Source organism: Roseobacter denitrificans OCh 114, from assembly GCF_000014045.1.
Classification (GTDB): Bacteria; Pseudomonadota; Alphaproteobacteria; order Rhodobacterales; family Rhodobacteraceae; genus Roseobacter; species Roseobacter denitrificans.
The window spans coordinates 1,731,721-1,758,456 of record NC_008209.1 but is presented as its reverse complement, the minus strand read 5'-3'; the positions used below and the strand labels follow the sequence as shown (position 1 = coordinate 1,758,456).

The 26,736-nt window shown below is 59.5% G+C and carries 27 protein-coding genes and 1 tRNA gene; 11 read left to right on the top strand and 17 right to left on the bottom strand.

Annotated features, from left to right (window positions below; all coding sequences use genetic code 11):
* The first annotated feature begins 129 nt into the window (after positions 1 to 129).
* Positions 130 to 2,346, top strand: coding sequence for a hypothetical protein (locus tag RD1_RS08455; RefSeq protein ID WP_044033025.1), 2,217 nt, complete (start codon positions 130 to 132; stop codon positions 2,344 to 2,346).
* Between the two features lie 10 nt (positions 2,347 to 2,356).
* On the opposite strand, the gene hppD is transcribed toward RD1_RS08455, so the two are convergent.
* Positions 2,357 to 3,451, bottom strand: a complete 1,095-nt coding sequence (gene hppD, locus RD1_RS08450; RefSeq protein ID WP_011568065.1) for a 4-hydroxyphenylpyruvate dioxygenase — start codon at positions 3,449 to 3,451, stop codon at positions 2,357 to 2,359.
* A gap of 156 nt (positions 3,452 to 3,607) precedes the next feature.
* On the opposite strand from hppD, the gene RD1_RS08445 reads away from it, so the two are divergent.
* Together RD1_RS08445 and RD1_RS08440 are read left to right on the top strand one after the other, a co-directional pair.
* Positions 3,608 to 4,063 (top strand): Lrp/AsnC family transcriptional regulator, encoded by a 456-nt coding sequence (locus tag RD1_RS08445; protein ID WP_011568064.1) that lies wholly within the window; start codon positions 3,608 to 3,610, stop codon positions 4,061 to 4,063.
* Positions 4,064 to 4,085: 22 nt separating this feature from the next.
* A complete protein-coding gene (locus RD1_RS08440; protein ID WP_011568063.1) occupies positions 4,086 to 5,969 on the top strand; it encodes a monovalent cation:proton antiporter-2 (CPA2) family protein in 1,884 nt (627 codons plus the stop codon).
* Positions 5,970 to 5,983: 14 nt separating this feature from the next.
* Here the strand turns inward: RD1_RS08440 and cobT are convergent, their stop codons facing one another.
* On the bottom strand, positions 5,984 to 6,997 hold the full coding sequence (gene cobT, locus RD1_RS08435; protein ID WP_011568062.1) for a nicotinate-nucleotide--dimethylbenzimidazole phosphoribosyltransferase: 1,014 nt from the start codon (positions 6,995 to 6,997) through the stop codon (positions 5,984 to 5,986).
* 81 nt (positions 6,998 to 7,078) lie between these two features.
* Here cobT and cobS point away from each other — a divergent pair, with 81 nt between their 5' ends.
* Positions 7,079 to 7,840 (top strand): adenosylcobinamide-GDP ribazoletransferase, encoded by a 762-nt coding sequence (cobS, locus tag RD1_RS08430; RefSeq protein WP_044033024.1) that lies wholly within the window; start codon positions 7,079 to 7,081, stop codon positions 7,838 to 7,840.
* 50 nt (positions 7,841 to 7,890) lie between these two features.
* Here cobS and RD1_RS08425 read toward each other — a convergent pair whose 3' ends face one another.
* From RD1_RS08425 to RD1_RS08405, 5 genes are all read right to left on the bottom strand, one after another.
* Positions 7,891 to 8,403, bottom strand: a complete 513-nt coding sequence (locus RD1_RS08425) for a CarD family transcriptional regulator (RefSeq protein ID WP_011568060.1) — start codon at positions 8,401 to 8,403, stop codon at positions 7,891 to 7,893.
* Positions 8,404 to 8,676: 273 nt separating this feature from the next.
* Complete coding sequence (fdxA, locus tag RD1_RS08420; RefSeq protein WP_011568059.1) at positions 8,677 to 9,015, bottom strand: ferredoxin FdxA; 339 nt, start codon at positions 9,013 to 9,015, stop codon at positions 8,677 to 8,679.
* Positions 9,016 to 9,068: 53 nt separating this feature from the next.
* A complete protein-coding gene (locus RD1_RS08415; protein WP_011568058.1) occupies positions 9,069 to 9,446 on the bottom strand; it encodes an RNA-binding S4 domain-containing protein in 378 nt (125 codons plus the stop codon).
* Positions 9,447 to 12,281, bottom strand: a complete 2,835-nt coding sequence (locus RD1_RS08410) for a helicase-related protein (RefSeq protein ID WP_011568057.1) — start codon at positions 12,279 to 12,281, stop codon at positions 9,447 to 9,449.
* Positions 12,282 to 12,305: 24 nt separating this feature from the next.
* On the bottom strand, positions 12,306 to 12,887 hold the full coding sequence (locus RD1_RS08405) for a tetratricopeptide repeat protein (protein WP_081432920.1): 582 nt from the start codon (positions 12,885 to 12,887) through the stop codon (positions 12,306 to 12,308).
* A 50-nt stretch (positions 12,888 to 12,937) separates the two neighbouring features.
* Here RD1_RS08405 and RD1_RS08400 point away from each other — a divergent pair, with 50 nt between their 5' ends.
* The 4 genes from RD1_RS08400 to RD1_RS08385 are packed head-to-tail and all read left to right on the top strand — an operon-like array spanning position 12,938 to position 16,822.
* A complete protein-coding gene (locus RD1_RS08400) occupies positions 12,938 to 13,228 on the top strand; it encodes an SCP2 sterol-binding domain-containing protein (RefSeq protein WP_011568055.1) in 291 nt (96 codons plus the stop codon).
* The gene (locus RD1_RS08395) at positions 13,228 to 14,175 is read left to right on the top strand and encodes an alpha/beta fold hydrolase (protein ID WP_044033022.1); all 948 of its coding nucleotides are present in this window, start codon (positions 13,228 to 13,230) and stop codon (positions 14,173 to 14,175) included. Before RD1_RS08400 ends, RD1_RS08395 begins: the two co-directional genes overlap by 1 nt.
* A 38-nt stretch (positions 14,176 to 14,213) precedes the next feature.
* A complete protein-coding gene (locus RD1_RS08390; RefSeq protein WP_011568053.1) occupies positions 14,214 to 15,227 on the top strand; it encodes a ligase-associated DNA damage response exonuclease in 1,014 nt (337 codons plus the stop codon).
* The gene (locus tag RD1_RS08385) at positions 15,224 to 16,822 is read left to right on the top strand and encodes an ATP-dependent DNA ligase (RefSeq protein ID WP_011568052.1); all 1,599 of its coding nucleotides are present in this window, start codon (positions 15,224 to 15,226) and stop codon (positions 16,820 to 16,822) included. The genes RD1_RS08390 and RD1_RS08385 overlap by 4 nt, the downstream gene beginning before the upstream one ends.
* 106 nt (positions 16,823 to 16,928) lie before the next feature.
* Here the strand turns inward: RD1_RS08385 and RD1_RS08380 are convergent, their stop codons facing one another.
* Complete coding sequence (locus tag RD1_RS08380) at positions 16,929 to 17,822, bottom strand: hypothetical protein (protein ID WP_011568051.1); 894 nt, start codon at positions 17,820 to 17,822, stop codon at positions 16,929 to 16,931.
* A gap of 208 nt (positions 17,823 to 18,030) precedes the next feature.
* Here RD1_RS08380 and RD1_RS08375 point away from each other — a divergent pair, with 208 nt between their 5' ends.
* On the top strand, positions 18,031 to 19,851 hold the full coding sequence (locus RD1_RS08375) for a M3 family oligoendopeptidase (RefSeq protein WP_011568050.1): 1,821 nt from the start codon (positions 18,031 to 18,033) through the stop codon (positions 19,849 to 19,851).
* Positions 19,852 to 19,992: 141 nt separating this feature from the next.
* On the opposite strand, the gene rpoH is transcribed toward RD1_RS08375, so the two are convergent.
* Both rpoH and RD1_RS08365 read right to left on the bottom strand, forming a co-directional pair.
* Positions 19,993 to 20,889, bottom strand: a complete 897-nt coding sequence (gene rpoH / locus RD1_RS08370; protein WP_011568049.1) for an RNA polymerase sigma factor RpoH — start codon at positions 20,887 to 20,889, stop codon at positions 19,993 to 19,995.
* 183 nt (positions 20,890 to 21,072) lie between these two features.
* Positions 21,073 to 22,101 carry an RluA family pseudouridine synthase gene (locus tag RD1_RS08365; protein ID WP_011568048.1) on the bottom strand — a complete coding sequence of 343 codons (1,029 nt, stop codon included), beginning with the start codon at positions 22,099 to 22,101 and terminating at the stop codon, positions 21,073 to 21,075.
* On the opposite strand from RD1_RS08365, the gene RD1_RS08360 reads away from it, so the two are divergent.
* Entirely contained in the window at positions 22,100 to 22,408 is a 309-nt protein-coding gene (locus RD1_RS08360; RefSeq protein ID WP_011568047.1) for a DUF6476 family protein, read from the top strand. The two genes, RD1_RS08365 and RD1_RS08360, sit on opposite strands and share 2 nt — an antisense overlap.
* 10 nt (positions 22,409 to 22,418) lie before the next feature.
* Here the strand turns inward: RD1_RS08360 and RD1_RS08355 are convergent, their stop codons facing one another.
* From RD1_RS08355 to RD1_RS08345, 3 genes are all read right to left on the bottom strand, one after another.
* On the bottom strand, positions 22,419 to 23,432 hold the full coding sequence (locus RD1_RS08355; RefSeq protein WP_011568046.1) for a helix-turn-helix transcriptional regulator: 1,014 nt from the start codon (positions 23,430 to 23,432) through the stop codon (positions 22,419 to 22,421).
* Positions 23,433 to 23,528: 96 nt separating this feature from the next.
* Positions 23,529 to 23,605: transfer RNA gene (locus RD1_RS08350), tRNA-His, on the bottom strand.
* Positions 23,606 to 23,648: 43 nt separating this feature from the next.
* On the bottom strand, positions 23,649 to 24,131 hold the full coding sequence (locus RD1_RS08345) for a GNAT family N-acetyltransferase (protein ID WP_011568045.1): 483 nt from the start codon (positions 24,129 to 24,131) through the stop codon (positions 23,649 to 23,651).
* Positions 24,132 to 24,210: 79 nt separating this feature from the next.
* Here RD1_RS08345 and RD1_RS08340 point away from each other — a divergent pair, with 79 nt between their 5' ends.
* Positions 24,211 to 24,396, top strand: coding sequence for a DUF6324 family protein (locus tag RD1_RS08340; RefSeq protein ID WP_011568044.1), 186 nt, complete (start codon positions 24,211 to 24,213; stop codon positions 24,394 to 24,396).
* 11 nt (positions 24,397 to 24,407) lie between these two features.
* On the opposite strand, the gene RD1_RS08335 is transcribed toward RD1_RS08340, so the two are convergent.
* The 4 genes from RD1_RS08335 to RD1_RS08320 all read right to left on the bottom strand — a co-directional run bounded on the left by RD1_RS08335 (position 24,408) and on the right by RD1_RS08320 (position 26,735).
* A complete protein-coding gene (locus RD1_RS08335; RefSeq protein WP_011568043.1) occupies positions 24,408 to 24,866 on the bottom strand; it encodes an MmcB family DNA repair protein in 459 nt (152 codons plus the stop codon).
* A 529-nt stretch (positions 24,867 to 25,395) separates the two neighbouring features.
* Entirely contained in the window at positions 25,396 to 25,650 is a 255-nt protein-coding gene (locus RD1_RS08330) for a hypothetical protein (RefSeq protein WP_044033021.1), read from the bottom strand.
* Positions 25,651 to 25,704: 54 nt separating this feature from the next.
* Positions 25,705 to 26,187 (bottom strand): transcription antitermination factor NusB, encoded by a 483-nt coding sequence (gene nusB, locus RD1_RS08325; protein ID WP_044033020.1) that lies wholly within the window; start codon positions 26,185 to 26,187, stop codon positions 25,705 to 25,707.
* Positions 26,184 to 26,735 (bottom strand): 6,7-dimethyl-8-ribityllumazine synthase, encoded by a 552-nt coding sequence (locus RD1_RS08320; protein ID WP_011568039.1) that lies wholly within the window; start codon positions 26,733 to 26,735, stop codon positions 26,184 to 26,186. The genes nusB and RD1_RS08320 overlap by 4 nt, the downstream gene beginning before the upstream one ends.
* Position 26,736: the final 1 nt, after the last annotated feature.

Below are 26,736 nucleotides of genomic sequence, written 5' to 3'. Positions count from 1 at the left end.
ATGACCCTACCGTCGCCATATGACAAGAGCGTGCACCGTTTTACTTTCCCTCGGCAAAGACCTGCTTTATCATGGTAAATGTCGTCCCGTGACTACAGGCCAACTCCTTTTTCAGGTAACACGCACGCCATGAGACCGAATTTTGCATTGTCCCTGTCCCACGACGGTATCCTTCTGCTGCATCGCACGGCAGCGGGCTGGCGCAGCATTGGCGAAGCGGACCCGGCCTCCGAGAGCCTGGGCGAAGATCTCGCGGGCCTGCAGCGCAGAGCCTCAGCACTGATCAGCGGCGAATTGCTCTGCAAGCTCGTCATCCCCAATGATCAGATCCGCTATATGGCCATTGAAACGCCGGGACTGGAGGATGCGGAAAGGCGCAGCGCGGCAGATCGTGCGCTGGAAGGGGCGACGCCATACGCGGTTTCAGAACTCATCATTGATGTGGAAGCGGACGGTGATACCACGCAGATCGCCGCCGTTGCCCGCGAAACCCTGAAAGAAGCCGAAGCCTTTGCCATCGAACATGGCTTTGCTCCGGTCAGTTTCGTGGCCATCCCGATCGTCGACAGTTTTCAGCGAGAGCCGTTTTTCGGTCTGACCAACGCCGCGCAGAGGCTGCTTGAACCGGGGCAAGATGTCGCGCGGGACGAGGCAGTCATCCACATCGTGGAAACCCCACCGCAAATCGTCCCGGACACCATGGCCGAGATCCCGGATGTCGTTGATACACCGACACCGGGGCCGAGCTTTGTCAGCCGTCGCACGGTGCCGACCTTTCGCACCGACCCTCCTGACCCGAGTGTCACGGCGGGGTTTGTCCAGGGCGAGGCCAGTGTTTCGCCCGGGTTTGCCGAGCCCCCCGCATCCTTCGACGCACCCCAGCCCAAGAAGCCTGCGTCCGTACAACCGCGCCCTACAGCCGTGAGAAAACCGAACAACGAAGCGGAGCGTTTGACAGTATTTGGTGCAAGAAGCGGTAACAGGCTGTCAAACCGTTTTGGTTCTGTCGGCCTTCTTGTTGCGGTTTTTGTTGTGCTCTTTGCCGGTTTCGCCGCCTTTTCCAGTGGTGCGTTTGGCGGCGGCCTCAGCACATTGATTGCACGCCTCTCCACGCCAAAGCCGACCGCGCAGTTCACCACACCGATTGTGGAACAGGCCCCCCTTGCCGAAGAAAAGCTCGAACAACCCGAAAGCAGTGTTAGCCTCGCCTCGCTGAACCGCGACCTCACGGATGAAGATGCCGCCGTTCTGGATGCGCTGCGCGCTGCCGATGAAACAGATGTGGCGCCTGCCCTTCCGCCGGCCCCCGCCCCAACGCCGGCTCCCGCCCTTACCGAAGACCAATTGCGCGCGGATTATGCGGACAGCGGCATCTGGCCCCTTGCCCCCGAGGTGCCAAGCCCGCCTCCGCTCGTCGGTCTCGAAGACCTGTATATCACCAGCATCGACCCGATTAATCCGAACTTTGACGCGGTCGCCCTGCCCGCGCTTGGCGGATCGCCCAGTGATCAGAGTTTCCTCGCGCCCGCGTCCCCCGCGCCTGCCGGCACGACGTTCGATCTGGATGAAAACGGCATGGTGATTGCCACACCCGAAGGCAGCATGAACCCCGATGGCATCCGTATCTTTGCAGGGGCCCCTGCGGTGCGCCAGCCTTCAAACCTGTTGCGTGTCGAAGACCCCGGCGAGGACCTCGCAACACGGTTGCGACTGGCCAGTTTCCGCCCACAGGTCCGCCCCACGGATCTGATCGAAACGACGGAACGCGCGACCTATAGCGGCCTGACACGCGAGGAACTCGGAGAATACAGACCACAGCTGCGGCCCCAGTCCGCACAGGAGAACGCACTGGCCGCCGCAAGTCTCGTGTCGCTGGACAATGCGGGTGGGCAGGCCCTGATCACACAGCAATCCACCGAAGATTTTGACGGCGCCACCGCACGGGCAGTCGCCGCGTCGTTGCGACCGGATGTCCGGCCAAGGGATTTCAGTGCTACCGTTGCAAAAATCCAGAGCGCAACGCCTGCACCCAGAGCTTCGGCGGTCACAACCGCCTCGGCCGCCAGTGTCGCGCCCCGCGTGGTCGCCCCAAAGATACCCTCCAGCGCTTCGGCCAGCAAGGAAGCGACCGTGCGCAACGCGATCAATCTGCGCAAGGTCAACCTGATCGGTGTCTATGGCAAACCCTCCAGCAGACGCGCGCTGGTGCGGCTCAGCAATGGCCGCTATCGCAAGGTTGAGGTCGGGGACAGCATCGACGGTGGCCGGGTATCCGCCATTGGCGATGCGGAACTGCGGTATCAGAAAAGCGGCCGCGCGATCGTGTTGAAAATGCCGCGCGGCTGACCCGGGGGCGTTATTCTGCGGCGATCTCTCCGATTGCGATCTGTTCCTGTTCGATGCTCTCGAACAGCGCTTTGAAATTGCCCTCCCCAAAGCCATCGTCGCCCTTGCGCTGAATGAACTCGAAAAAGATCGGGCCGATCACGGTTTTGGAAAAGATCTGAAGCAGGATCTTGGTTTCGCCACCATCCACGACCCCTTCGCCATCAATGAGGATGCCGTGCGCCTTCATCCGGTCGATTGGCTCTTCATGGCCGGCGACACGCTCGTGGCTCAAGGCGTAATAGCTGTCGGGAGGGCCGGGCATGAATTTCACACCCCGCACGGCAATCGCGTCGGTGCTGTCATAGATATCATGCGCACCCACGGCGATATGCTGAATGCCCTCACCCTTATACTTCCTGAGGTAAGAGACGATCTGCCCGGTCTCGCCGCGGTCTTCATTGATCGGGATACGGATGCGCCCGCAGGGGGACGTCAGCGCCCGGCTCAGCAGGCCGGTATATTTCCCTTCGATGTCAAAGAACCGAACCTCGCGGAAATTGAACAGATCACGGTAGAATCGGAACCATTTATCCATATTGCCCTTGTGGACATTATGGGTCAGGTGATCGAGATAATAGAACCCGACACCCGCCGGTTTTGAAGGCTGCAGCCAATCATATTCAGCGTTGTAGGGGCTGGTGTCGTGATACTGGTCGACAAAATACAACAGCGACCCACCGATCCCGATGATCGCTGGCACATCCAGCACCTTGCCACTGCCCTCATAAGGCACGGCCCCTTTGGAAACCGCATGATCAAACGCCACCTGCGCATCCGCCACGCGCCAGCCCATGGACGGCGCACAGGGTCCGTGATCCTGAACAAAGCCGGCGGCGAAACTGTCCGGGTCCGCGTTCAGCACGTAGGTAATGTCGCCTTGCTGCCAAAGCTCGATCTGACGCGTCTTATGCGTCGCTACATGGCGATATCCCATCTGCGCAAAAAGTCTGCGCAGCGCCTCGGGCTCAGGGTGCGAAAATTCCACAAACTCAAACCCATCTGTGCCTACCGGGTTTTCCTCCGTGATCTGCGATTTCGGGGCATTGTGCGGGAAAGGACCCATTTCCAGTTCTCCTTGCGGATTTTGCGCATGATTACGCCTATGAAGGCAAAATTTAGCAGTTTCTTGCCGCAATGATTGCGCGAATTTCAGGGTCGCACTCGCTATTTTTGCAAGAACACCGCATCATAGGGCCAACTTATGCGGAGGTTGTGCATCATGCTGGACAGCATTGATTTGAAACTCTTGGCTGCCTTGCAGCGCGACGCGCAGTTGACGGCGCAGCAACTGGGGGATTTGTTGCATCTGTCCAACAGTCAGGCGGGCCGACGCCGTCAACGGCTGGAAAGCGAAGGATACATCAAATCCTATGTTGCGCGCCTGGATCCACGGCGACTGGGTCTTGCGGTGCAAGGGTTCGTGCAGGTGCACCTTGCCAGCCATGGTGCGGAACAGGCCAATGCATTTGCGCGGCTGATCAACACGACCCCTCAGATCGTTGACGCATGGACAATGACCGGGGACGCCGACTATCTTTTGCGCGTTTATTGCGCCGATTTGCCCGATTTCAATCATTTGATACAGGATGTTTTACTATTTCACCCTACAATTGCACGCGTGCACAGCCAAATCGTAATGGATCAGTTGAAGACCGACGGTCCGCTGCCCATGTGACCGGACGGGAGACGTAAACGCAATGGAAGGCTTCCTTTATCAGGCGTCCATCTATCTGGCCGCCGCCGTGATTGCCGTTCCAATTGCGGCCCGCCTGGGCCTGGGTTCGGTGCTGGGGTACATTGCGGCAGGCATCATCATCGGCCCGGTGCTCGGGCTGGTGGGCGCCGAAACGCAGGACTTGCAGCATTTTGCCGAGTTCGGCGTCGTCGTCATGCTGTTTCTGATCGGTCTCGAACTTGAACCGCGCGCCCTGTGGGACATGCGCAACCGGTTGCTTGGCCTTGGGGGATTGCAAGTGGCGCTGAGTACGCTCGCACTCATGGGCATCGCCATGGCCTACGACCAGCCGTGGGGCGTGGCACTGGCCATCGGGCTGAGCCTGTCGCTGAGTTCAACCGCGATTGTGCTTCAAACACTGTCCGAAAAAGGGCTGATGCAGACGAATGGGGGCCGCAACGTGTTCTCCGTGCTGTTGGCACAGGATATCGCGGTCATTCCCATGCTGGCCTTTTTGCCCCTGCTCGTCGTCACGATCCCCCTGCAGATCGCGCAGGATGGCTCGATCATAGTGACCGCAACCAGCCATGCCGGCGGGGATGCACATCATTCCCTGTCTCTGGTTGACGGCTTGCCCGCCTGGGGTGTCACGCTGGTGACGATCGGCGCCATTGCCGCCGTCATCTTTGCGGGTGTCTACCTGACGCGGCCCCTCTTTCGCTTTATCCACGCCGCGCGCCTGCGCGAGATGTATACAGCGCTCGCGCTCCTGATTGTCGTGGGGATTTCATTTCTGATGACGCTTGTGGGCCTGTCCCCTGCACTTGGTGCCTTTCTGGCGGGTGTGGTTCTGGCGAATTCCGAATTCCGCCATGAGCTTGAGAGCGATCTTGAACCCTTCAAAGGTCTGCTGCTGGGGCTGTTTTTCATCACGGTTGGCGCGGGGATCAACTTCCCGCTGCTTTTTGACAACACGCCAGCCATCCTTTCCATGGCGCTGCTGGTCATTATCGTCAAAGGTCTGATCCTGTTTGTTCTCGGCTGGGCGTTCAAGCTGAAGGGGCGCGACCAGTGGCTCTTTGCCCTTGGCCTCGCACAGGCGGGCGAATTCGGCTTTGTTCTGACTTCTTTTTCGGTGCAGCAAAACGTCATCCCGCTTGAGATTGCCGAAACGCTGTTGCTGGTCATCGCACTGTCGATGCTGATCACGCCGCTGCTCTTTATCATCTATGATGTCCTGTCGCGCCGCATGGAAGAACAGGTCGAGCAGCATCCCGACGATGAAATCGATGAACAAGGCCCCGTCATCATCGCGGGTGTCGGGCGCTTTGGGCAGATCGTCAACCGATTGGTGCAGGCGAACGGATTCAAAACCGTCGTCCTCGATCAGGATATGGAAACCATCGCCGTCATGCGCCGCTTTGGATACAAAGGGTTTCTGGGGGACCCCAACCGGCCCGATATTCTGCGCGCTGCCGGGATCGACAGTGCCAAGGTGCTGGTTGTGGCGCTGGATGATCCTGAGGCGTCAATAAAACTGGTGAAATACGCCCGCAGTATCCGGCCGGATTTGCACATCATCGCGCGCGCCCGGGACCGCACATTCGTCTATCGCCTGTTTCAGGCCGGGGCCAGCGACATTGTGCGTGAAATGTTCGACAGCTCCCTGCGCGCAGGCCGGTATGTGCTTGAAAACGTGGGCTTGAGCGAGTTCGAAGCCGCCGAAGCAGAGCGTGTATTCTACCATCACGACCGCAAAACGATACGGCAGCTGGCCGATCTTTGGGACCCGTCGCGGCCCGCCAGTCAGAACCCCGCCTATGTCGCGCGGGCCAAAGAGCTGCAAAAGGAGTTGGAAACTGCCATTTTAAGCCGCTCAATCTCCGCAAAAAACACCGACGGTTGAGCCCTCAGCCCGGCTCATCCGTCGGCAACGCCTGCTTCGGCAAAGGTTGCCATGCCGCTGAGGCAGGCAACGGCCCCTTGCAGCACCGCCAGGGACAAAGCCGCGCCAGAGGCCTCCCCAAGGCGAAGGCCCAGGGAGAGCAAGGGCGGTTTCCCGATGGCCTGCAACAGCCGGTCGTGTGACCCTTCGGCGCTCAAATGCCCCGCCACGCAATGTTCCAGCGCATCCGGTGCCGTATGCATCAAACTGCCCGCCGCCGCGCAGCAGATGAACCCATCCAGCAGCACCGGGATCCGCAGCACACGCGCCCGCAGGATGGCACCCGCCATTGCGGCAACTTCACGCCCGCCCAGACAGCGCAGCTTCTCCAGACCGTCATGCACCGTTGCGTGCCGCGCCAGACCTTCGGCCACAACCCGCTGCTTGATGGCCAGACCCGCGTCATCGACCCCCGTGCCGCGCCCCACCCAGTCGGCAGGTGCGCCCCCGAAACAGGCAGCGGCAAGGGCAGCGGCGCAGGTCGTGTTGCCGATCCCCATCTCTCCGACGATCAGGACATCCGCCGCCGCATCGACCGCCTGCCAACCCGTATGGAGCGCGTCGATCACCTCAGCCTCCGACATCGCGGGGGCTTGAGTGAAATCCGCCGTGGGTTGCTCAAGTGCCAGCGCGTGCACGTCCAGCTTGGCGCCGAATGTCGCCGCCAACTGATTGATCGCCGCCCCGCCATGCTGGAAATTCAGCACCATCTGCGCCGTCACTTCCGCCGGAAAGGCCGACACACCTTGCGCAGCGATCCCATGGTTGCCCGCAAAAACGATGATCTGCGGGGTCTCAATGCGTGGCGTCGCAACGCCGCGCCAGCCTGCATACCAGATCGCCAGAGCTTCCAGACGGCCCAAGGCACCGGGGGGTTTGGTCAACTGCCCATTACGCGCAGCCGCATCGTCAATGCTCTCAGCATCACTTTCGGGGAGCGCACGCAGGATATCGCGGACCTCATCAAGGGTGGAAAAAGCAGCCGTCATCAGAGAACCCCGTTGCATGATTGTTGCGTCCTCTTTACCCCAAGGGACGCAACCAGCAAGATGTGAAGAGGCCGCAGGCGCATGAAAACCGACATGATCCCGTCTTTCGTGCGCGAGATCGGGGTCGCCTTTTGTCTGCTGTCACGCCTGCCCATGCCCGCTCTGCCGGCCGCTGCATTTGAGCGAAGTGCGCGCAGTGTCTGGGCTTATCCGCTTGTCGGGGCAACGCTGGGTCTGATCGCAGGGGGCGTCGGCGCCGCGGCCCTGTGGGCCGGGCTGCCTGTAGGCATCGCCGCCGGTTTGACACTCGCAGCTTTGATGCTGAGCACGGGCGCCATGCACGAAGATGGCCTCGCCGACACGGCAGACGGTTTTTGGGGCGGGTTTGATCGCGACCGCCGCCTTGAGATCATGAAAGACAGCCAGATCGGAACCTATGGCACCCTGTCACTGATCGTGACAAGCGGGCTGCGATGGGCTGCTCTTGCGGTTCTGCTGCCTGCGGGGATAGCCCCGGTGATCGTCGCCGCTTGTTTGTCACGCGCCGCGATGCCCGTGATCATGCGCCATGTCCCACATGCGCGTGGCGATGGGCTGTCGCACAGCGTCGGTCGACCGGCAATGCCACATGTGTTCGCGGGCCTGTGCATTGCGGTCTTGCTGGGTGCGGTTCTGTCAGGGCCTGTCGTCCTTGTCGCGCTGGCGCTTGGTGCGGGCCTTGTTTTCGGGGCCATAAAACTCACGCAACACAAAATCGGTGGCCATACAGGAGATGTCCTCGGGGCCACGCAGGTGATCACCGAATTGCTGGTCTTGCTCACCTTCATTGTGGCCACCCCATGAAAAAACCGCGCCGGCACGGGCGCGGTTTTCAACAGTAGCCTTGGCTGCGTTCAGGCGGCGACGCGGCTTTCCAGAACGTCACCGACCTGTTTGGAGGCGGCAAGCTCGTCGCCACCGCTGACGGCCGCGACTTCACGGGTCAGACGCTCAAGCGCTGCTTCGTAAAGCTGGCGCTCGGAATAGCTCTGCTCGCGCTGATCGTCGGTGCGGTGCAAATCGCGCACCACTTCGGCAATCGCGATCAGATCACCGGAATTGATCTTTTGCTCATATTCCTGTGCGCGGCGCGACCACATGGCGCGTTTGACCTTGGCCTTGCCCTTGAGCGTCCGCATCGCATGCGAGATTACATCGGGGCTGCTCAATGCGCGCATTCCGATTTCCGTCGCCTTATGCGTCGGCACCCGCAGCGTCATCTTGTCTTTCTCAAAAGAAATCACAAAAAGCTCAAGGGAGAGACCCGCGACTTCCTGCTCTTCAATCGAGAGTATCTGGCCCACACCGTGGGCCGGGTAGACGACGAATTCGTTGGGGCGGAAATCAAGTTTCTTCGATTTTGTCATTCACTATTCCTCAGCTGACGGCGCTTGCCCCTACTTTCGACAGTCAAAACCACACAAGAGGCGAAGCAGCAATGCTGCGCGATCCAGTGCGTTCATGCCGATTATTTCAGGTCCGTGTCCCACGGGGAGACAGGGCGGAAAGCAGTTCCGTCGTTAGTTTGCACGACTCTTATATCACAAAATTCGTCCCGGCGAAAGCTGCCGTAACGTCATTTCAGAATTCTTCTAATAAAATGAGACTGTTGCGTCCCAATACCGTTGAAAACCGCCGAATCAGCCGCCCTCGCCCGGGTTTTCGGAGAAGTATTTTTCGAGCTTTCCGGTCTCACCATCGCGTTCTTCTGCGGTGGGCAGCGGATCTTTCTTGGTGATGATGACCGGCCAAAGCTCCGAATACTTGCGGTTGAACTCGACCCACTTTTCCATGTCCGGTTCGGTATCCGGGCGAATCGCATCTGCGGGGCATTCGGGTTCACACACGCCGCAGTCGATGCATTCATCGGGATGGATCACCAGCATGTTTTCACCTTCGTAAAAACAGTCAACCGGGCATACCTCGACGCAGTCGGTATATTTGCATGCAATGCAGCTGTCGTTCACGATGTAGGTCATGGACCCTCTTTCCGAATAGAATAGCTAACCGCTTGCTAAATGACAGATTAGAATCATTCAAGAGACCGGGCACGAGAAAGATCAAGGGTGCGACGATCCTTCTTTGTGGGACGACCTTTTCCCTCAAATGAGGGGTTTTTCGGCGTTTCGTCCCGCGTGCGGCGCTCAGGTGGTGACAGGTCGGTATAAAGGGCCCGTGCCTCGGGTGCGGGGCCACGACGCGTCCCCAGCGCCTCAACCCGGATCACGCGGATATCGTCGCCTTGCGGGAAGGTCAGAACATCGCCCGAAACCACCATATGGCTGCGTTTTTGCGTGCGTGTACCGTTCACCCGCACCGCACCGGATGCAACAACCGTTGCGGCGAGCGAGCGGGTTTTGAAAAACCGCCCGTGCCACAGCCATTTGTCGATCCGCAGCTTGTCAGCCACTTACTTGCCGTCCTTCAACCCCATCAGCGCGGCCGCAAACGGGTTGTCGGGGTCGATTTTCTTTTCGGGCTTGGGCGGACGGGCAGAGAATTTTTGACCGCCCCTCGGCTTGTCGCCCTGCGGCGCGCCTCTCTTGCCTTTGCGCCCGGGCTTACCCTTGTTTTGCGCACCCTCGCCACCGCGCCGGTTTTGAGCACCCTGTGCCCGGGGCGCACGACCCCAGGTAAAGGTATAGAATACCTCGGTCTCAACCTCTGCATCACCCTCCGGCTCTGCCATCCCGGCAGGTTCACGCGCGGGCGTTGCAGCTTCTGCTTCCGTGGTCTCGACGGTTTCAGGGCCTGAGGCGGCGGCGTTGTCTCCGGTTTCTGAAGCAACTGGCCCATCCGGCTCATATGCTTCTCCGCCCTCCGGATCTGGCACGCCCGATTGCGGCGCTGGGGTTTCAACCACGGCTTTCACCTTGGGCCGCTCGCCTTTTGCGGCCTTATATCCGAGGCCCTGCATCAGGTCGGCGAACTGTTCGAGTGTCATCCCCGTGATCGACAGCATATCTGCCTTGGCCTCAAAACCTGCTCGGGTGTTCTCCGCCCGCAGCATATCCGCAAGCCGCTCCAGCATGTCGATGCGAATCGCCCGCTCGCCCGCGTTTCTGTAGCCCGACATCGTGTCAGACCCTGCCGGTGCATCCTTGTCGACCGGGATTGTCACCAGCCCGGGCGGTGGCGCTTCGGGAAAGGCATCGATCCCCTGGGACAGCGACCACAACACCAAACGCAAACGCGTCGGCGCAGGTTTCAGCAGCAAAGGCAGGAAAATCGTGAACTGGCCAAAGCGAATACCGTGTTTGCGCAACGCGCCGCGGGCATCCTGATCCAAGGCCTTGACCTCATCCGCAACCTGAGCGCGGGGCAAAACGCCAAGGGCCTCGACCATCTGAAAGGCAAAGCCGCGCGCCAGCCCCGACAGCGTCTCATCCCGGCTGAGGTTCATCAAAGGTTCGAACAAGGCGGCGATCTTGCGGTCAATGAAATGCTGCAACCGCCGCTGCACCTTTTGCGCAACTTCCGGTCCGGCCACATCATCCACGAACACCTCAACATGAGGCTTGAGCGCATCAGACCCGGCGACAAGCTTGCCCACCGCATCCTTGCCCCACATCAGACCCCCCTGCTCGGTAAAGTCTATTTCCGTGTCGGGCGCGTTGTAAAACCGATCCGCGCGCAGGTGGAACTGCGGGGCGAGGGCCTGCAAGGCCGCCGTTTTAATCGTCTTGGCTTCGGCGCCGGTTGTGCCCTTGTCCTGACTGAACCGGAAACCTTCCAGTTTTCCAACGTATTCACCTTCAACGGTCACTTCGCCGGTATTCGATACTTCTGCCACCATGGCTTCCTTCTGGCCGAGCCGGCGCAAAAGCACGGATGTGCGCCGATCTACAAATCTTTGGGTCAGACGCTCGTGCAGCGCATCCGACAATCTGTCTTCTACAGAACGCGCATGCCCGCGCCAATGGCTTTCGTCATCTGTCCACCCTTTGCGCTGCGCGACATAGGTCCATGTGCGAATAAACGCCAATCTTTTTGACAAAGCATCAATATCACCGTCCGTTCGGTCGATCCGGTCGATCTGGCGCGCCATCCAATCATCCGGAATTTTGCCCAATTGATGCAGATAGCCGAAAATCTGCTCCAGAAGGGAGGCATGCTCCGCGCTGCTGATGCCGCGAAAGTCGGGGATTCGGCACACATCCCACAGCAGACGGACCGACGGCCCATCCGTACAACGCGCCATGATGTCTGCGGTTTGCCCGATGCTTTTGAGCGCACGCAGATCGTCTGCCTCACGTGCTTTGACAAGGATTTCATCGTCGGGCGATGCTTCGAGCGTCTGGATCAACCTGTCGATCGAGCCGAATTGCAACGCATGATTGCGCCAGTTCAGCTTTTTCAGCGGGGTAAAACGATGATCGGTAATCGCCTGCGCGGTCCCGTCATCGAGTGCGGAGGCGTCCCCCGTCACGCCAAAGGTGCCGTTTTTCATGCCACGCCCGGCCCGCCCGGCAATCTGCGCCAGCTCATTCGGCGCCAAGGGGCGCATCCTGCGCCCGTCAAATTTGGTCAATGAGGAAAACGCGACGTGATCCACATCAAGGTTCAGGCCCATCCCGATGGCATCTGTTGCCACCAGATAATCGACCTCTCCGTTTTGATACATATCCACCTGCGCATTGCGCGTGCGCGGGCTCAGCGCGCCCATCACGACCGCTGCGCCGCCCTTCTGACGACGGATCAGCTCCGCAATGGCATATACATTCTCAACCGAAAACCCCACGATTGCGCTGCGCGGCTTCATCCTGCTTATCTTTTTCGGACCAATATAGGATAAGGTCGACATGCGTTCGCGCTGGATGAATTCGGCATTGGGCACCAGCGCACGGATCGGTCCGCGCATCGTATCCGCCCCAAGAAACAGCGTTTCATGCAGGCCCCGCGCGCGCAAAAGCCGGTCGGTAAAGACATGCCCCCGCTCCGGGTCGGCGCATAGCTGGATCTCGTCGATCGCAAGAAAGTCACAGCCCATGCCCTCGGGCATCGCCTCGACGGTACAAACCCAATATTGCGCGCGCGGCGGTACGATCCGCTCTTCGCCAGTGACCAGCGCCACCACAGACGGGCCCCGCGCGACAACGCATCGGTCATAGACTTCGCGGGCCAGCAGTCTGAGCGGCAATCCGATGACACCCGTTCTGTGTCCCAACATACGCTCAATCGCATAGGTTGTTTTGCCTGTGTTGGTCGGGCCTAAAACGGCCACGACCCTTTTGTCACCTGTCACGGCGTTTCCCTTGCTCAAACCTGACTAGAGTGTCTGCCCCAGTCCTTGCACGGCCATTTGTTCTTTCGCTGCTTTCGCGCGTTTGTGATGCGGATGCAATTCGAGCACGCGGTCAAATGCGCGCGCCGCACGGTCCAGATCGCCGAATTCACGCATCATGACCCCAAGGCCAAAGATTGCATTGAAGTTGTTCGGGTTGAGCAAGAGCGCCTGATGCAGCGCATCCAAAGCCGGGCCATACAATCCGGCGCGATAAAGGGCGGTTGCGCGCGCGTGCCAGCCTTCGGCAAACTCCGGCGCATGATCGGTCAGCGCGGAGAGATGTTCGACCGCGCGGGCATTATCCTCATCCTCCAAGGCTTCGCGACCGCGTTTGAGCAACAGGTCCATGGCGGCTGATCCGGATTGATCCCAGATCAGCGCAAGTTCACGCTCCAGCCGGTTGGCCTCTGATTCCGGCGCGGTCTGCAATTGCGCCAGCAGGTCGGTTTCGCTGGTCTGTGCCTCAGCCGGTGCTAAAAACAAAGGGACGACAAAAAGTGCCGTAACGATAAATTTGAGAATCTGCGCGTGCATGGCCATAACATGTGTCAATGTAACAGCCATGCGGGCCAATTCCAGAGCTTGCGGGCAGATAAGGCAAAAGGGTCTATAAAATGAGCGATATTGTGAACGGTGCCGTTGCGCGGTTGAATGAAAAACTGGCTGGTTCCGAGTTTGCGGGCACCGCCAAGTTCGACATCACCGGCGAAGGTGCCATCATCGTCGATGGTTCGGGCGCCCGCGCCGGGGATGAGGACACGGATGTGACGCTCACCGCCGATGCGGAGACGTTTCAGTCAATTCTTGACGGTGAAACGGACCCGACCGGGGCCTTCATGACCGGCAAGCTGACGGTCGACGGCGATATGGCAATGGCGATGCAACTCGCGGCTGCTTTGGGCTGATGCCCCTTCCGCCCGCCCCGTATTTTGGCGACATAGCGCATGGTCCCGACGACGCGGCGGCCTATTGGGTGTCGACATCGGATGATATCCGCATCCGTGTGAGCCATTGGCCCCTGCAAGCGGCCAGGGGCACGGTGCTGATTTTTCCGGGGCGGACGGAGTACATTGAAAAATACGGCCAGATCGCCAAGGCGCTCGGCGCGCGCGGTCTGGCGAGCACCGCCGTGGACTGGCGGGGTCAGGGCCTTGCGGACCGTCTGCTTGATGATCCGGTGATCGGGCATGTGCAGCATTTCACAGATTACCAAAAGGATGTCGCGGCCATGATGCGGGCGGCGCGCGCGTTGGGCCTGCCCCGACCGTTTTATCTGCTTGCGCATTCAATGGGCGGGGCGATCGGGCTGCGCGCGGTGATTGAGGGCCTCCCCGTCAGTGCTGTTGCATTCAGCGGCCCGATGTGGGGGATCAAGATCGCCCCCCACCTCAAACCCGCCGCCTGGATACTGAGCCATGCCATGCCGCGCATCGGTCAGGGCCACAGGCTGCCGCCGGGCACGAAAATGGAACACCACGTGCTCACCGACGGGTTTGACGACAACGTACTGACCCGCGATCCGGCACAGTTCGAGATCATGCGCCAGCAGTTGATCGCCCATCCGGAACTGACGCTGGGTGGTCCCAGCTATGTCTGGCTGCGTGAAGCACTGTTGGAAACACGCCACCTTGCCAGCCGCGCGGCACCCGACCTGCCCTGTATCACGCTGCTGGGCAGCAATGAACGTATTGTCGATATCTCCGCTATTCACACGCGCATGCAAAGCTGGAAAAGCGGGCATCTCGAAATCGTACCGGAGGCAGAGCACGAAGTCCTGATGGAAAGCGCGCAGGTGACAACGGGGTTGTTCGATCAGATAACCGACCTGTTTCTTGGAACAGACAGGGTTTAGCCTCTGGGCATTGGACATTCTGTTGCTAGGTTAAGCAGATGTCGAAAACACCGGTCCTTTCCTTTACCGACAAGGGTATCTACTGCGCAGCGGGCGATTTCCATATTGACCCGTGGCGTCCTGTCGCGCGTGCGCTCATCACGCATGGCCATGCAGATCACGCGCGCAGCGGTCACGGCCATTATCTGGCCACCGAACAGGCGCTTCCGGTCATGAAACACAGGCTCGGCGACATCACCTGTCAGGGCATCCGCTACGGGGAGGTGCAGCAAATCGGCGCGGCCGAGGTATCCTTTCATCCCGCAGGCCACGTTCCCGGTTCCGCGCAGATCAAAGTCAGCGTCGCGGGCGAAATCTGGGTCGCATCCGGCGATTACAAGATTGAGGACGACGGTTTGTCCGAACCGTTCGAGCCGCAGCGCTGTCACCATTTTATCACGGAATCGACCTTTGGCCTGCCGGTTTTTCGCTGGCGGCCCCAGCCCGATATCGCGCAGGACATCAATGCATGGTGGCAAGGATGCGCCGCCGCGTGCAAGACCGCTTTTCTGGGGGCCTATGCGCTTGGCAAGGCGCAGCGGCTGTTGCGCATGCTGGACCCTTCCATCGGCCCGATCCTGACCCATGGCGCGGTTGAGGCAACGAACGCGGTTCTGCGCGGACAGGGCATCGTGCTGCCGCAGACAACCCAGTTGACGAAAGACACAGACCCCAAGGCGAACCGCGGCGCGCTGGTCGTGGCCCCGCCGTCAGCTTTGGGCAGCACATGGGCCAAGCGGTTTGGCCCCAGTGAAAGCGCCTTTGCCAGCGGGTGGATGCAATTGCGCGGCGTGCGCCGCCGCCGGTCCGGCGATCGGGGGTTTGTCATCTCGGATCACGCCGATTGGGACGGATTGCTGAGTGCGATCAAGGCCACAGAGGCAGAAAACGTATACGTCACGCACGGTTATACGGATATCTTTGCCCGCTACCTCAGCGAGAACGGGTGGCATGCGCAGGTGGTTCCCACCGAGTTTGGCGGTGAGAGCGACGAAAGCGAGGCAGAACCGTGAAAGAATTCGCAGCGCTTTTCAATGCGATCGACCAGAGCACCAAGACCACCGTCAAAACGGCGGCACTTGCGTCCTATTTTGCCAAGGCCCCGAAAGAGGACCGGCTGTGGACAATCGCGCTCTTTTCCGGTCGCAGGCCAAAACGGGCGGTCACAACCTCAAAGTTGCGCGAATGGGCAGCGGAAACGGCCGACATTCCCTTGTGGCTCTTCGAGGAAAGCTATCCGATCGTCGGCGATCTGGCCGAAACGATCGCCTTGGTTCTACCCGACACCACCAGCACGAACGACACACCCCTGTCCGATTGGATCACCGCCTTGCGCGCCTTGTCAGAGGCGGACGATGCGCAACGCAAAGCCTTCGTGCGGGACGCATGGGCAACCCTCGGCGGCACGGAGCGTTTTGTGTTCAACAAGTTGATCACCGGCGGTTTTCGCGTTGGGATCAGTCAAAAGCTGATGACCCGCGCGTTGTCAAAGGCCACGGGCAAGCCCGAAACCGAACTGGCGCATCGCCTGATGGGCAACTGGCACCCGGATGACACCACATGGGACGCCCTGATCGAGGCGGACGACCCGATGGCGGATGCCTCGCGCCCCTATCCGTTCTACTTGTCCTACGGGCTGGAAGGGGCGGTTGAAGACCTCGGCAGCCCATCAGACTGGGTTGCGGAATGGAAATGGGACGGCATTCGCGGCCAGTTGATCCTGCGCGACGGGCAATATTTCGTGTGGTCGCGCGGCGAGGAGTTGATGACGGACCGCTTTCCGGAACTGGCGCAGGCGGTTGACTTTTTCCCGGCAGGCACCGTGCTGGATGGCGAATTGCTGGTCTGGGAGGCGGGTGCCGACGCGCCGTCCAGTTTCAATGCGCTGCAAAAACGGATCGGGCGCAAAACGGTGCCCAAAAAGCTGCTCGCAGAAGCACCTGTCGTGCTGCACGCCTATGATGTGCTGGAATGGCAGGGCGTGGATATCCGCCAACGCCCCTTTGCGGAACGGCGCGCGATCCTGCAGGACGCCTGCACGGCCCTGCCGGCAACGGCGCCGGTAAAACAATCCCCCCAGCTTTCGTTTCAAGACTGGGACAGTCTCGCGCAACATCGCGGTGCTGCGCGCGAGGCACAGGCCGAAGGGGTGATGCTGAAACGCGCCGACAGCCCCTATCTGGTGGGACGCAAAAAGGGGGATTGGTGGAAATGGAAACTTGATCCACTGACGATTGATGCCGTGATGATCTATGCGCAGGCCGGGCATGGGCGGCGCGCGAATCTCTTCACCGATTTCACCTTTGCGGTGCGCCATGGCAATGACCTCGTGCCATTCACCAAAGCCTATTCCGGCCTGACCGACGCCGAATTCCGCGCCATTACCGCTTGGGTGCGTAAAAACACGCTGCAGCGTTTTGGCCCGGTGCGCCAAGTGACGCCGCACCATGTCTTTGAAATCGCATTTGAAGGCATTCAGGCCAGCCCACGCCATAAATCCGGCGTGGCGCTGCGCTTTCCCCGCATGGCGCGGTGGCGACAGGATAAACCCCTGCAAGAGGCCAATACGCTGGATGACCTCAAGCAGATGCTTGAATTATATGGCTAAGGCCCAGAGCCTCTGACGAAATACATGGTACACCCAGTACCACGTAACGCATTGAAATCCTTGATTTCAGGCAGCGTTACGTGATCGAGGGTTTTCGCATGGCGCTTTAGTTGCAAGCACCCTCCAGCCCGACCATGCCATTGCCGACGCCGGTGACAGTCACATTGCAGGTCTGATCGCCTGCCGCGACCTCAATCGAGGCACCGGAATCAACCACTTGCGTGTCGATCCCATTGACTGCGATCCGCGCCGAACTGCCGTCCTGTGCAAGGCTGGACACGAATACCCGCAACGCCCCGTCAGACAAAAGCGCAACGGAACCAGGTGTATAGCCTTCTTCAGGGGCTGGCGGCACGTCAGCGGCTGACATCTCGGACATGCTACAATCCGAGCCGACCTCAACGCCTGCATCACTTACCCCAACCACCGACACGGCGCAGTCGCCACTTTCGAGGGATACGGTGGTCGATGCCCCGGCATCCAGCGTTACCATCTCTCCGTTTACGCTCAGCTTGGCGGAATTCGCCGCGGCGTCAAAGGAAGAGACAAAGGCCCTGACCGCGCCTTCGGCAAAGACTGCCGTCTCTCCCACACCCATGGCGTTCAGGCTGGGCATCTGTGTTTCGACCTCAGGTGCCGCGGCAGGCGCCACAGCCGCCGCTGCCAACTCGGCCAGCGCAGCTTCGAACTCACCGGCCTGCGCCGCCGCCGTTTCGGACAGGGCAGCCAATTGCGCGCCAAAGCTTTCCTCGAGCGCGGCAATCCGGGCCTCTGCTTCCTCAGATGCTGCCGCTGCGCCATCGCTCAGGCGCGCCTCAAGCTCGGCGAGTTGTGCCGCCATGGCCTCCGTTGCATCCGTCACGGCGCTGCTGGTGGCTCCTTCAGCACGCTCCAGCGCGTTGGATATCTTCGTATCCACGCGCGAGCCGCTGATTGCCACGGCAAGAAGTACGCCAATGACCATGCCGCCTGCGGCGATTGCGATCGGTTGATTACTCATGAATGGTTCTCCCTTATGGTCATGCAACAGATACCGGAACGGCCCTGTCGTTTGTTTTCCCCGAATGCAGTTTAACGAGTTTCCGGCTCTTTTCTATACATTTCGGGCGCCGCCAAAGCGTTATGTTTGCGCAGATAATGACATCTGCTTGCTTGTACCCTGCCCTGCTGCGGCCTAGGTAATACAGGAATTCAAAACGAGGTCTTTCATGTTTCAACTTCCCTTTCCGGTGCGCGATGCAAATGCTTCAGGCGCGGCTGATCCCTTGGGCGATCTGCCCGAGTGGAATCTCGACGATCTCTATACCGGCGAGGATGCGCCCGAACTGAAACGCGATCTGGACTGGCTGGAACAGGCCTGCGCCAGCTTTGCCACGGATTACGAGGGCAATCTGGAAACCCTCGACGCTGCGGGCTTTCTTGAATGCGTGTTGCGCAACGAAAAAATCAGCCAGATCGCCGGGCGGATCATGTCCTATGCCGGGCTGCGGTATTACCAACTCACCACAGATGCCGGGCGGGCCAAATTCATGTCCGACCTGCAGGAAAAGATCACCAATTTCACCACGCCGCTGGTATTTTTCACGCTGGAGATCAACCGGCTTGCGGATGATCATCTTGACGGGCTTTATGCGCATAATGGCGATCTTGCGCGCTATAAACCCATCTTTGATCGCATCCGCGCAATGAAACCCTATCAACTCAGTGATGAGTTGGAGAAGTTCCTGCATGATCTCGGCGTGGTGGGCGATGCCTGGGAGCGGTTGTTTGACGAAACCATCGCCGGGCTGGAATTCGATGTTGACGGTGAGACGCTCAACATAGAGGGCGCACTGAACCTGCTCACGGATCCGGACCGCACCAAACGCGAAGCCGCCGCGCGCGAGTTGGCGGATGTCTTCGGCGCGAACGTCAAAACCTTTGCCCGCGTGCACAACACTCAGGCCAAGGAAAAAGAGATCGCGGATCGCTGGCGCGGCATGGAAAGCCCACAGCAAGGCCGCCATCTGAGCAATCAGGTCGAACCCGAAGTGGTCGAAGCGCTGCGCAACGCGGTGGTGAAATCCTATCCGAAACTCAGCCACCGCTATTACGAGCTCAAGCGCAAATGGCTGGGCCTCGACAAGATGCAGGTCTGGGACCGCAACGCGCCGCTGCCGCTGGAGGACAACCGCATCGTCGGCTGGGATCAGGCGCAAGACATGGTGATGGAGGCCTATACCGCCTTTGATCCGCGCATGGGCGAGATCGCCGCGCCGTTTTTCAGCAAGGGCTGGATCGACGCAGGCGTGAAGCCCGGCAAGGCACCCGGTGCTTTTGCGCATCCGACCGTCACCGATGTGCACCCCTATGTCATGCTGAACTACCTCGGCAAACCACGCGATGTGATGACCCTCGCGCATGAGCTTGGGCACGGTGTCCATCAGGTTCTGGCCGCCGGACAGGGGGAGATGCTGTCGTCCACACCGCTCACACTGGCGGAGACGGCCAGCGTGTTTGGCGAAATGCTCACCTTCCGCAAGATGCTGGACGGCGCCAAGGACAACGCGGAACGCAAAGTCCTGCTGGCGGGCAAGGTCGAGGATATGATCAATACGGTCGTGCGCCAGATCGCCTTTTACGATTTCGAGTGCAAACTGCATGATGCGCGGCGCGGTGGCGAATTGACCCCCGATGACATCAACGCGTTGTGGATGTCCGTGCAGGCCGAAAGCCTCGGACCGGCGTTTGAATTCATGGACGGATACGAAACCTTCTGGGCCTATATCCCGCATTTCGTGCATTCGCCGTTCTACGTCTACGCCTATGCTTTTGGCGACGGGCTCGTGAATGCGCTCTATTCCGTTTACGCGGAAGGCACCGAAGGATTTGAGGAAAAATACTTCGACATGCTGAAAGCAGGTGGCTCAAAGCACCACAAGGAATTGCTGGCGCCATTCGGTCTGGATGCCTCCGACCCTGCGTTCTGGGACAAGGGGCTGAGCATGATTTCAGGCTTCATCGACGAGTTGGAAGCGATGGAAGAGTAATCCGCAAAGACAGGATCGCCCGGCCCTTGCGATCAGGGGCCGGGCGGTTTTGTTTGCGGCGTCTGACCCGTGAGGGGGGAGTCAGACGCGGGATGGTAGGTACGCCGTTGAACCAATGCGAAAAACGCAGGTTCCCAAGGGTCAGGCCGAAACGGGCATGCCTTTTTCCTTGGCCAGATCGCGCATCTTCTTTTGCAGCTTTTCAAAGGCGCGCACTTCGATCTGACGGATACGTTCACGACTGACGTTATACTCGGCGCTGAGGTCTTCGAGCGTCACCGTCTGCTCGGACAGCCTGCGCTGTTGAAGGATATCTCTTTCCCGGTCATTCAGGACACTCATCGCGTCTGCCAACAGTTCGCGCCGCGCTTCCAACTCGTCGCGCGCCTCGTAATCACCGGCCTGATCGGCATCCTCGTCCTCGAGCCAGTCCTGCCATTGCATCGTCCCCTCGCCTTCGGACCCGACGGTCGCATTGAGAGAAGCATCACCGCCTGACATGCGCCGGTTCATCGAAATGACTTCGGTCTCGGTTACACCAAGGTCCTTTGCAATACGTGCCACGTTGTCGGGATGCAGATCGCCTTCTTCGAGCGCGCCAATCTTGTTTTTGGCTTTGCGAAGATTGAAAAACAACTTCTTTTGACCCGATGTCGTGCCCAGCTTTACCAGCGACCAGGACCGCAGGATATATTCCTGAATCGACGCGCGGATCCACCACATCGCATATGTGGCCAGCCGGAACCCTTTTTCCGGATCGAACCGTTTCACCGCCTGCATCAAGCCGACATTCGCCTCTGATATGACTTCGGCCTGCGGCAATCCGTAGCCACGATAGCCCATGGCGATTTTTGCCGCCAGACGCAGATGCGAAGTGACCATCTTATGGGCCGCCTCCGTATCCTGTTCTTCGACCCAGCGCTTTGCCAGCATGTATTCTTCTTGCGGTTCAAGCAGCGGGAACTTGCGAATTTCCTGCATGTAGCGGTTCAAACCGCCCTCCGGCGTCGGGGCCGGCAGATTTGCGTAATTGGCCATTTGAAGCCTCCCGATGTTTAAGGTGTTAACATAGATATGGGATCTAAACTGATCGGTTCAAGTCTCGATCCACAGAAATTGTTAACGCAAGACGCACAGACGCCCCGCTTGTCTGAACATATCCATAAAAGCCGCCCGTTAACACTTGGCAAAGGCCGCGTTCACGCGGGTTTGCTTTTCATGTTACTGACCGCGCAGGGTGTTCAGCAATTGGGCCATATCCTGTGGCAAAGGTGCTTCAAACCGCAGATGTTCCCCCGTGACAGGGTGCTCAAATCCCAAAACAGCCGCATGCAGCGCTTGCCGATTGAAACATTTCACTGCCTCAAGTGCCGTTTCGGGCAGCGATTTGGCGGGCAATTTACGCTTTCCGCCATAGGTCGGATCGCCCACCAACGCATGCCCTGCATGGGCCATATGCACCCGGATCTGATGCGTACGCCCGGTTTCCAACCAGCATTCCATCAGGGTCAGCACAGGCGGCGTGCCGAACCGTTCGAGGCTGCGTGCGCGCGTGACCGCGTGCCGCCCGCCCTGAAACAGAACCGCCTGTCGCTGCCTGTCGGTCTTGTGGCGCGCCAGTTGCGTGGTCAGTTTCAGGATGTTACCCGCCTCGAACCGCGCGCCCTTCACCCCGCGCAGGCGTGGATCATTCGCATCAGGAGCACCATAAACGAGGCAGTTGTAATAGCGTTCGACCGTATGGGCCTGAAACTGCGCCGCCAGCCCGTGGTGGGCGGCATCGGATTTCGCGACCACCAGCAAACCACTGGTGTCCTTGTCGATCCGGTGCACGATGCCCGGACGTTTGAGTCCACCGACCCCGGATAAATCGGCCCCGCAATGGGACAGCAGCGCATTCACCAGCGTGCCAGACGGGGTGCCGGGTGCGGGGTGCACGACCATGCCAGCGGGTTTGTTCACCACGATCAGATCGCTGTCCTCATGTATGACGTCAAGGGCGATGTCTTCGGGCAGGATGTGGCTGTCCTGCGCCTGCTGCACCTGGATCGTGATCTGCGCGCCCGCCGCGACGCGCGCTTTGGCATTGGACTGCACGACACCATCCACAAGAACGCCGCCCTCGTCGATCAGACGCGCAAGTCTTGTCCGTGAAAGTGCCGCCTCCACTGGCACATCGCGCGCCAGCGCTTTATCAAGACGAGGTGGCGGCGCTTCGTCGATCACGAATTGGATTTGACGCACAGACATGAATACCCCTGAACTCACCCCCGACAGGGAGCCTGAAGAACCCGCAAACCTCAAGTTTTTGCGGCGTTTGGTGACAGTGCTGACCGCCACGATGATTGCAGGCGTTCTACTCATCGTCGCGCTGATTGTCATCCGCTTCTATGACGTGCCCCCGGTTTTACCCCAGAGCCTGTCGCTGCCGGATGGTGCGCAGGCGGTATCTTTCACCCAAGGGCCTGACTGGTACGCCGTTGTCACGGACGACAACCGCATCCTGATTTATGACCGGATCACGGGCACGCTCAAGCAGACAGTGACCATCGACTGATGCCCGCCGCTCAGGTGTTCATTTGGCGGTATTCTCTGGGGGACAGGCCGGTTTCGCGCTTGAATGCCGTGGAGAAGGACGCCGTCGAGCCATAGCCGAGCCGCCAGCTGATCTCGCCGATCTGGTTTTTGCTTTCGCGCAACTCACGCGCGGCCACCCGCAGGCGAACATGGTTCAAGATGCCGGAATAGCTCGTTTCCGCTTCGTTGAGCCGACGCGCCAGAGTGCGTTGGGACAGGCCAAGCGCATGCGCGATATCGCTGATTTTGGGCACTTCATGTGCCAGCCCCGCCTCGATCAAGACTTCGACCTTCTCTGCCGTGCTCGCCTGCGCGTGAGACACTTTCGCCTCGATGGCCTTCGCTTGGTCAAGCAGCAGGCCAAGCAGCACTTCGTCGCTGGAAACCATGCAGGCATCAAGGATCGCAGGGCTCATCGACATCTCGATCTGCTCTGCGCCAAACGCGACCGCGCACCCCATCCGCGCGCGCACTTCGGCCCCGATGGGCGGCCTGTGATAGGAAAAGCTGATTGCATCCGGATAAAAGGCGCGCTTGGTGAAGGCACGGACCTGCGCCGTGACACCGGCATAGATCATCTCCGTGTGCCGGGGAAACTCCAGCAGCTTGGTATCAGACAGCACCAGCCTCAGATTTGCCGCGTTTCCGCTTTCATCCAGCACGAAATCCATCCCCGGTCTGACGGTGTGCAAATGATCTATTGCGAGGTTCAACCCTTCGCGCAAGGTACTGGCGTGCTCGGCAAGATAGGCGGGCAAGGTTCCGGCGGTGGCATAGGTCAGACCGCATGAAAACCCGAAATCAATGTCGCGCAAAGCCCGGCTTGCCTGCTCAACAAAGGCCGCTTCCTGATGCGTCGTGATCTTTTCCGTGCGTTTGGCCGTCAGAGGGTCCGGCATATCCAGATTATCCGCGATTTGCTTCACGACCTCTGCGGAAGCCTGATGGCGTAACCGCAATGCGGCGTGGCTGGCCAGCGCGAGGTTTGGTCCGATGAACGTCATATCCCGAAGGAATACACTTCACCCGGCTTTACGCAAGATCACGCGGTGCGCTTGCCCTATCCGAACCCGGCTGCAGCGACGACGTTGTAGGGGGGGTGGTACCACCTCCCCGGCTTGAACGGGGGACCTCCTGATCCACAATCAGGCGCTCTAACCAACTGAGCTAAGGCGGCACTGCGCTGGATTTAGCCGCCACGCCTGCGAATTGCAAGAGGGTTAAAAGGCGTAGATGTAACTCTCGACGATCAAATCCTGCCCGAAGGATCGCGTCGGTTTGGTCTCGATGCACTGCCACCCCTGCGCTTTATAGAGGGCGCAGGCGGCTTCGTGGCTTTGATGGGTCCAAAGCCGCATGCCCGAGTATCCACGTTTTTGGGCGAACCGCATGCAATGGCGCAGCATGCGTCGGCCCAGCCCCTTGCCACGCGCCTCGGGAAGCAGCAGGAACAGGCGCAGTTGCGCGGTGCACTCATCCAGACGCACGCAGAATATCGACCCGAGCCGCGCGCCCTCGCTTTCGGCGATCCAGCCGCATTCGTCTTTCGGATCGTGGCGCAAGAGAAAGTCATCCAGCACATCCGCGACCAGATCACCAAAACTGTCGTCAAACCCATCCGTTTGCGCATAGATTGCGCGGTGTTTATCCACCAGCCAATCACGGTCCTGCGCTCCGATTTCTCTGAGAATCACCTCTTTCATATGCCCAGAGGACCCGGCCGATGCTTGCGTTGCAAGCCGCTACGCGCTAGCCATGCGGCAATACGTAAAGGAGGCCGCGATGGGCATTGACACCGAACGGGACATTGAGGCGAACCTGCAAATCGGCCCGACAAACAAAGGCATGGTGCGCATTTACGTCGAGGCCGAAGGCGCCGAGATTCCAATGGATTTCACGCCGGATGACGCCGAAGAAATCGCCGAGGAAATCGTGGCTGCTGCCAATCGTGCGCGGGCGATGAAATAACCGCGACGTGATCAGGAGCAGGCCAACTGCATGTCCGGGTCGCGCAGACTGTGCAGCCGACGCGCTGCGGTGATCGCGAATTTCTGAACAAGCTGTTTGCGGCGCGCTGGGACCAGTTTGTGTTCCGGCCCCATGCGCAGGATTTCCCCACCGTAGGGGTCCGCGATGATCAGGCCAGTTTCATCCGGCAAAAGCTCTGTCGGGAAATCCGTATCCACAGCCCAGAAGAAGCGATCGCACCAGTTCAGATAGCCCTGCCATTTGTGATCCGAAAGGAAATCCGTTCGGCTGGATTTACACTCAACAACCCAGATTTCGCCTTTTGTGCCAAGAGCCATGACATCCACGCGCAATCCGCGTGACGGCACCAGCTCTTCGACAGTGACCATGCCATGGCTTGCAAGCAACCGTGAGACACCACGCGCCAGAAGCGGTCCGCGCGGTACGAAGCATGTCTTTTCGGCATCCATGGTTGAAATATGAACAAAGTAGGAACACCATGCAACATTTATATTGCGCGATGTGCCGCTTGCCCTTGTTCTTGGGGTCCGTGCGGCCTAAGTCGTGAGGTGTGACGGGTGCTGCTTCTCTCGTGACTGGTTACATTCCAGTGGCCTTAAGCAAATCCGAGGGAGCTGGCTCTGTCCTGGCCCTGGCCTGGTTACCTGGCGCCCACCTGTATATACAGGTCCTCGGGAATAAAAACCAAAACGGTTACTGCGGGCCCGTCACACCCGCAATCATCACCCGGCAGATTGACATCAACGGCGGCGCAGTTGGTCCTGTTTACGGTCTACGCGCACGGGGATCAGAATTTCCTGCCCCTGTGGCTGTGCAAACAATGATCGAAAGAACGATATGATGGCGTCAAACATTTCTGCTCTCCTTTAATCTTAAGATGGCATTTGGAAAAAAAATGTCCAGTGCCGATGCCGTTTGATATGGCGATAAAAGCGACCTTAGGCAGAATTTCTTAATATTTTGCCACAAACGACCCGGCTAGCGGCCGGTTTCATCCAGTTCAGACGGATCAACACGTACCATCTGCGACAAAGCCCAGGCAAATTGAACGCCGGAAAAGACGATTCCATTCAGAATCCAGAACGCGACCGTGGCCAGAACGCCGATATCGGATGTACCGACGAGATGGCGCAGGTTTGCGATGTTAAAGACAAGGATCAATGCCACGAAGGCCAGCGAAATGCCAAAACCATTCAGCGCACTCATCAGGTACAGTTTGAAAACACGCGGCATGACGTTCGTTCCCTTCCTGTCGCCAAATAGCCCGCTCGACGCGCCCGGCAAGCCTCAAAAGGCGTCGGGCCGTGCCTCGCGCGCCATGTGGTCCAGCACGCCGTTGACCAGTTTCGGCTCTTTTCCGTCCTCGAAAAACGCCCGCGCCACATCTACATATTCCGAAATCACAACCTTGGGCGGCGTGTCCTTGCCATTCAATTCCGCGCCAGCGGCGCGAAACAGGGCACGCAGCGTCGGGTCGATGCGCCCCAGGGGCCATTTCGCCACCAAGGCGCGGTCGGTCATCTGATCAATCGGGGCCTGATAATTCACTGCCCCCTCGATCACTGCTCCAAACAGGTCCACGTCGCCGTCCAGCATCTCTTGCCCGTCGTATGTCTCTCCGAAGCGATGGTCGAGAAATTCGCGCCGCACGGCTTCAATGGTCTGACCCGAATGCTCCATCTGAAACAGCGCCTGCACCGCATAAAGCCGCGCGGCAGATTTCATCTTGCGGCGCTGATTGCCCGACAGGTTCCCGTGAAACGCGCTCATACTGTGTTAGTTCCGTCCGTATCGCCAGCCATCCGGATCGTTTGACCCAGCGGCTTGAAGCCGATGCCCTTGCTCTCGGAGGACCACTTACGCGCCAGTGCGATCAGATGCAACGCCGCAGCCGCCGCACCGCCGCCCTTGTTCTGACCCGAAACCTCTGCGCGTGCCTCGGCCTGCGCGCGCGTCTCGACAGTCAGGATGCCATTGCCGATGCAAAGCCCCTGTAGCCCCAAAAGCTGCAAGGCACGGCTGCTGTCATTGCAGACCGTCTCATAATGGGTCGTTTCGCCACGGATCACGCAGCCCAAGGCCACATAGCCGTCAAAATTGCTGCGCCGGTCCGCCATGGCAATCGCCGTGGGCACCTCAAGCGCGCCGGGCATTTCCGCCACTTCCCACGTGCCGCCCGCCGCTTCAATCTCGCCTTGGGCACCTGCCACCAGACTTTCGGCGATGTCCTTGTAATAGGGAGCGACCACGATCAGAATCTTCACCGGCTTTTCGAATGTCGGACGCGGCAAGACGTGGTGCTGTTCATGTGCGGCCATG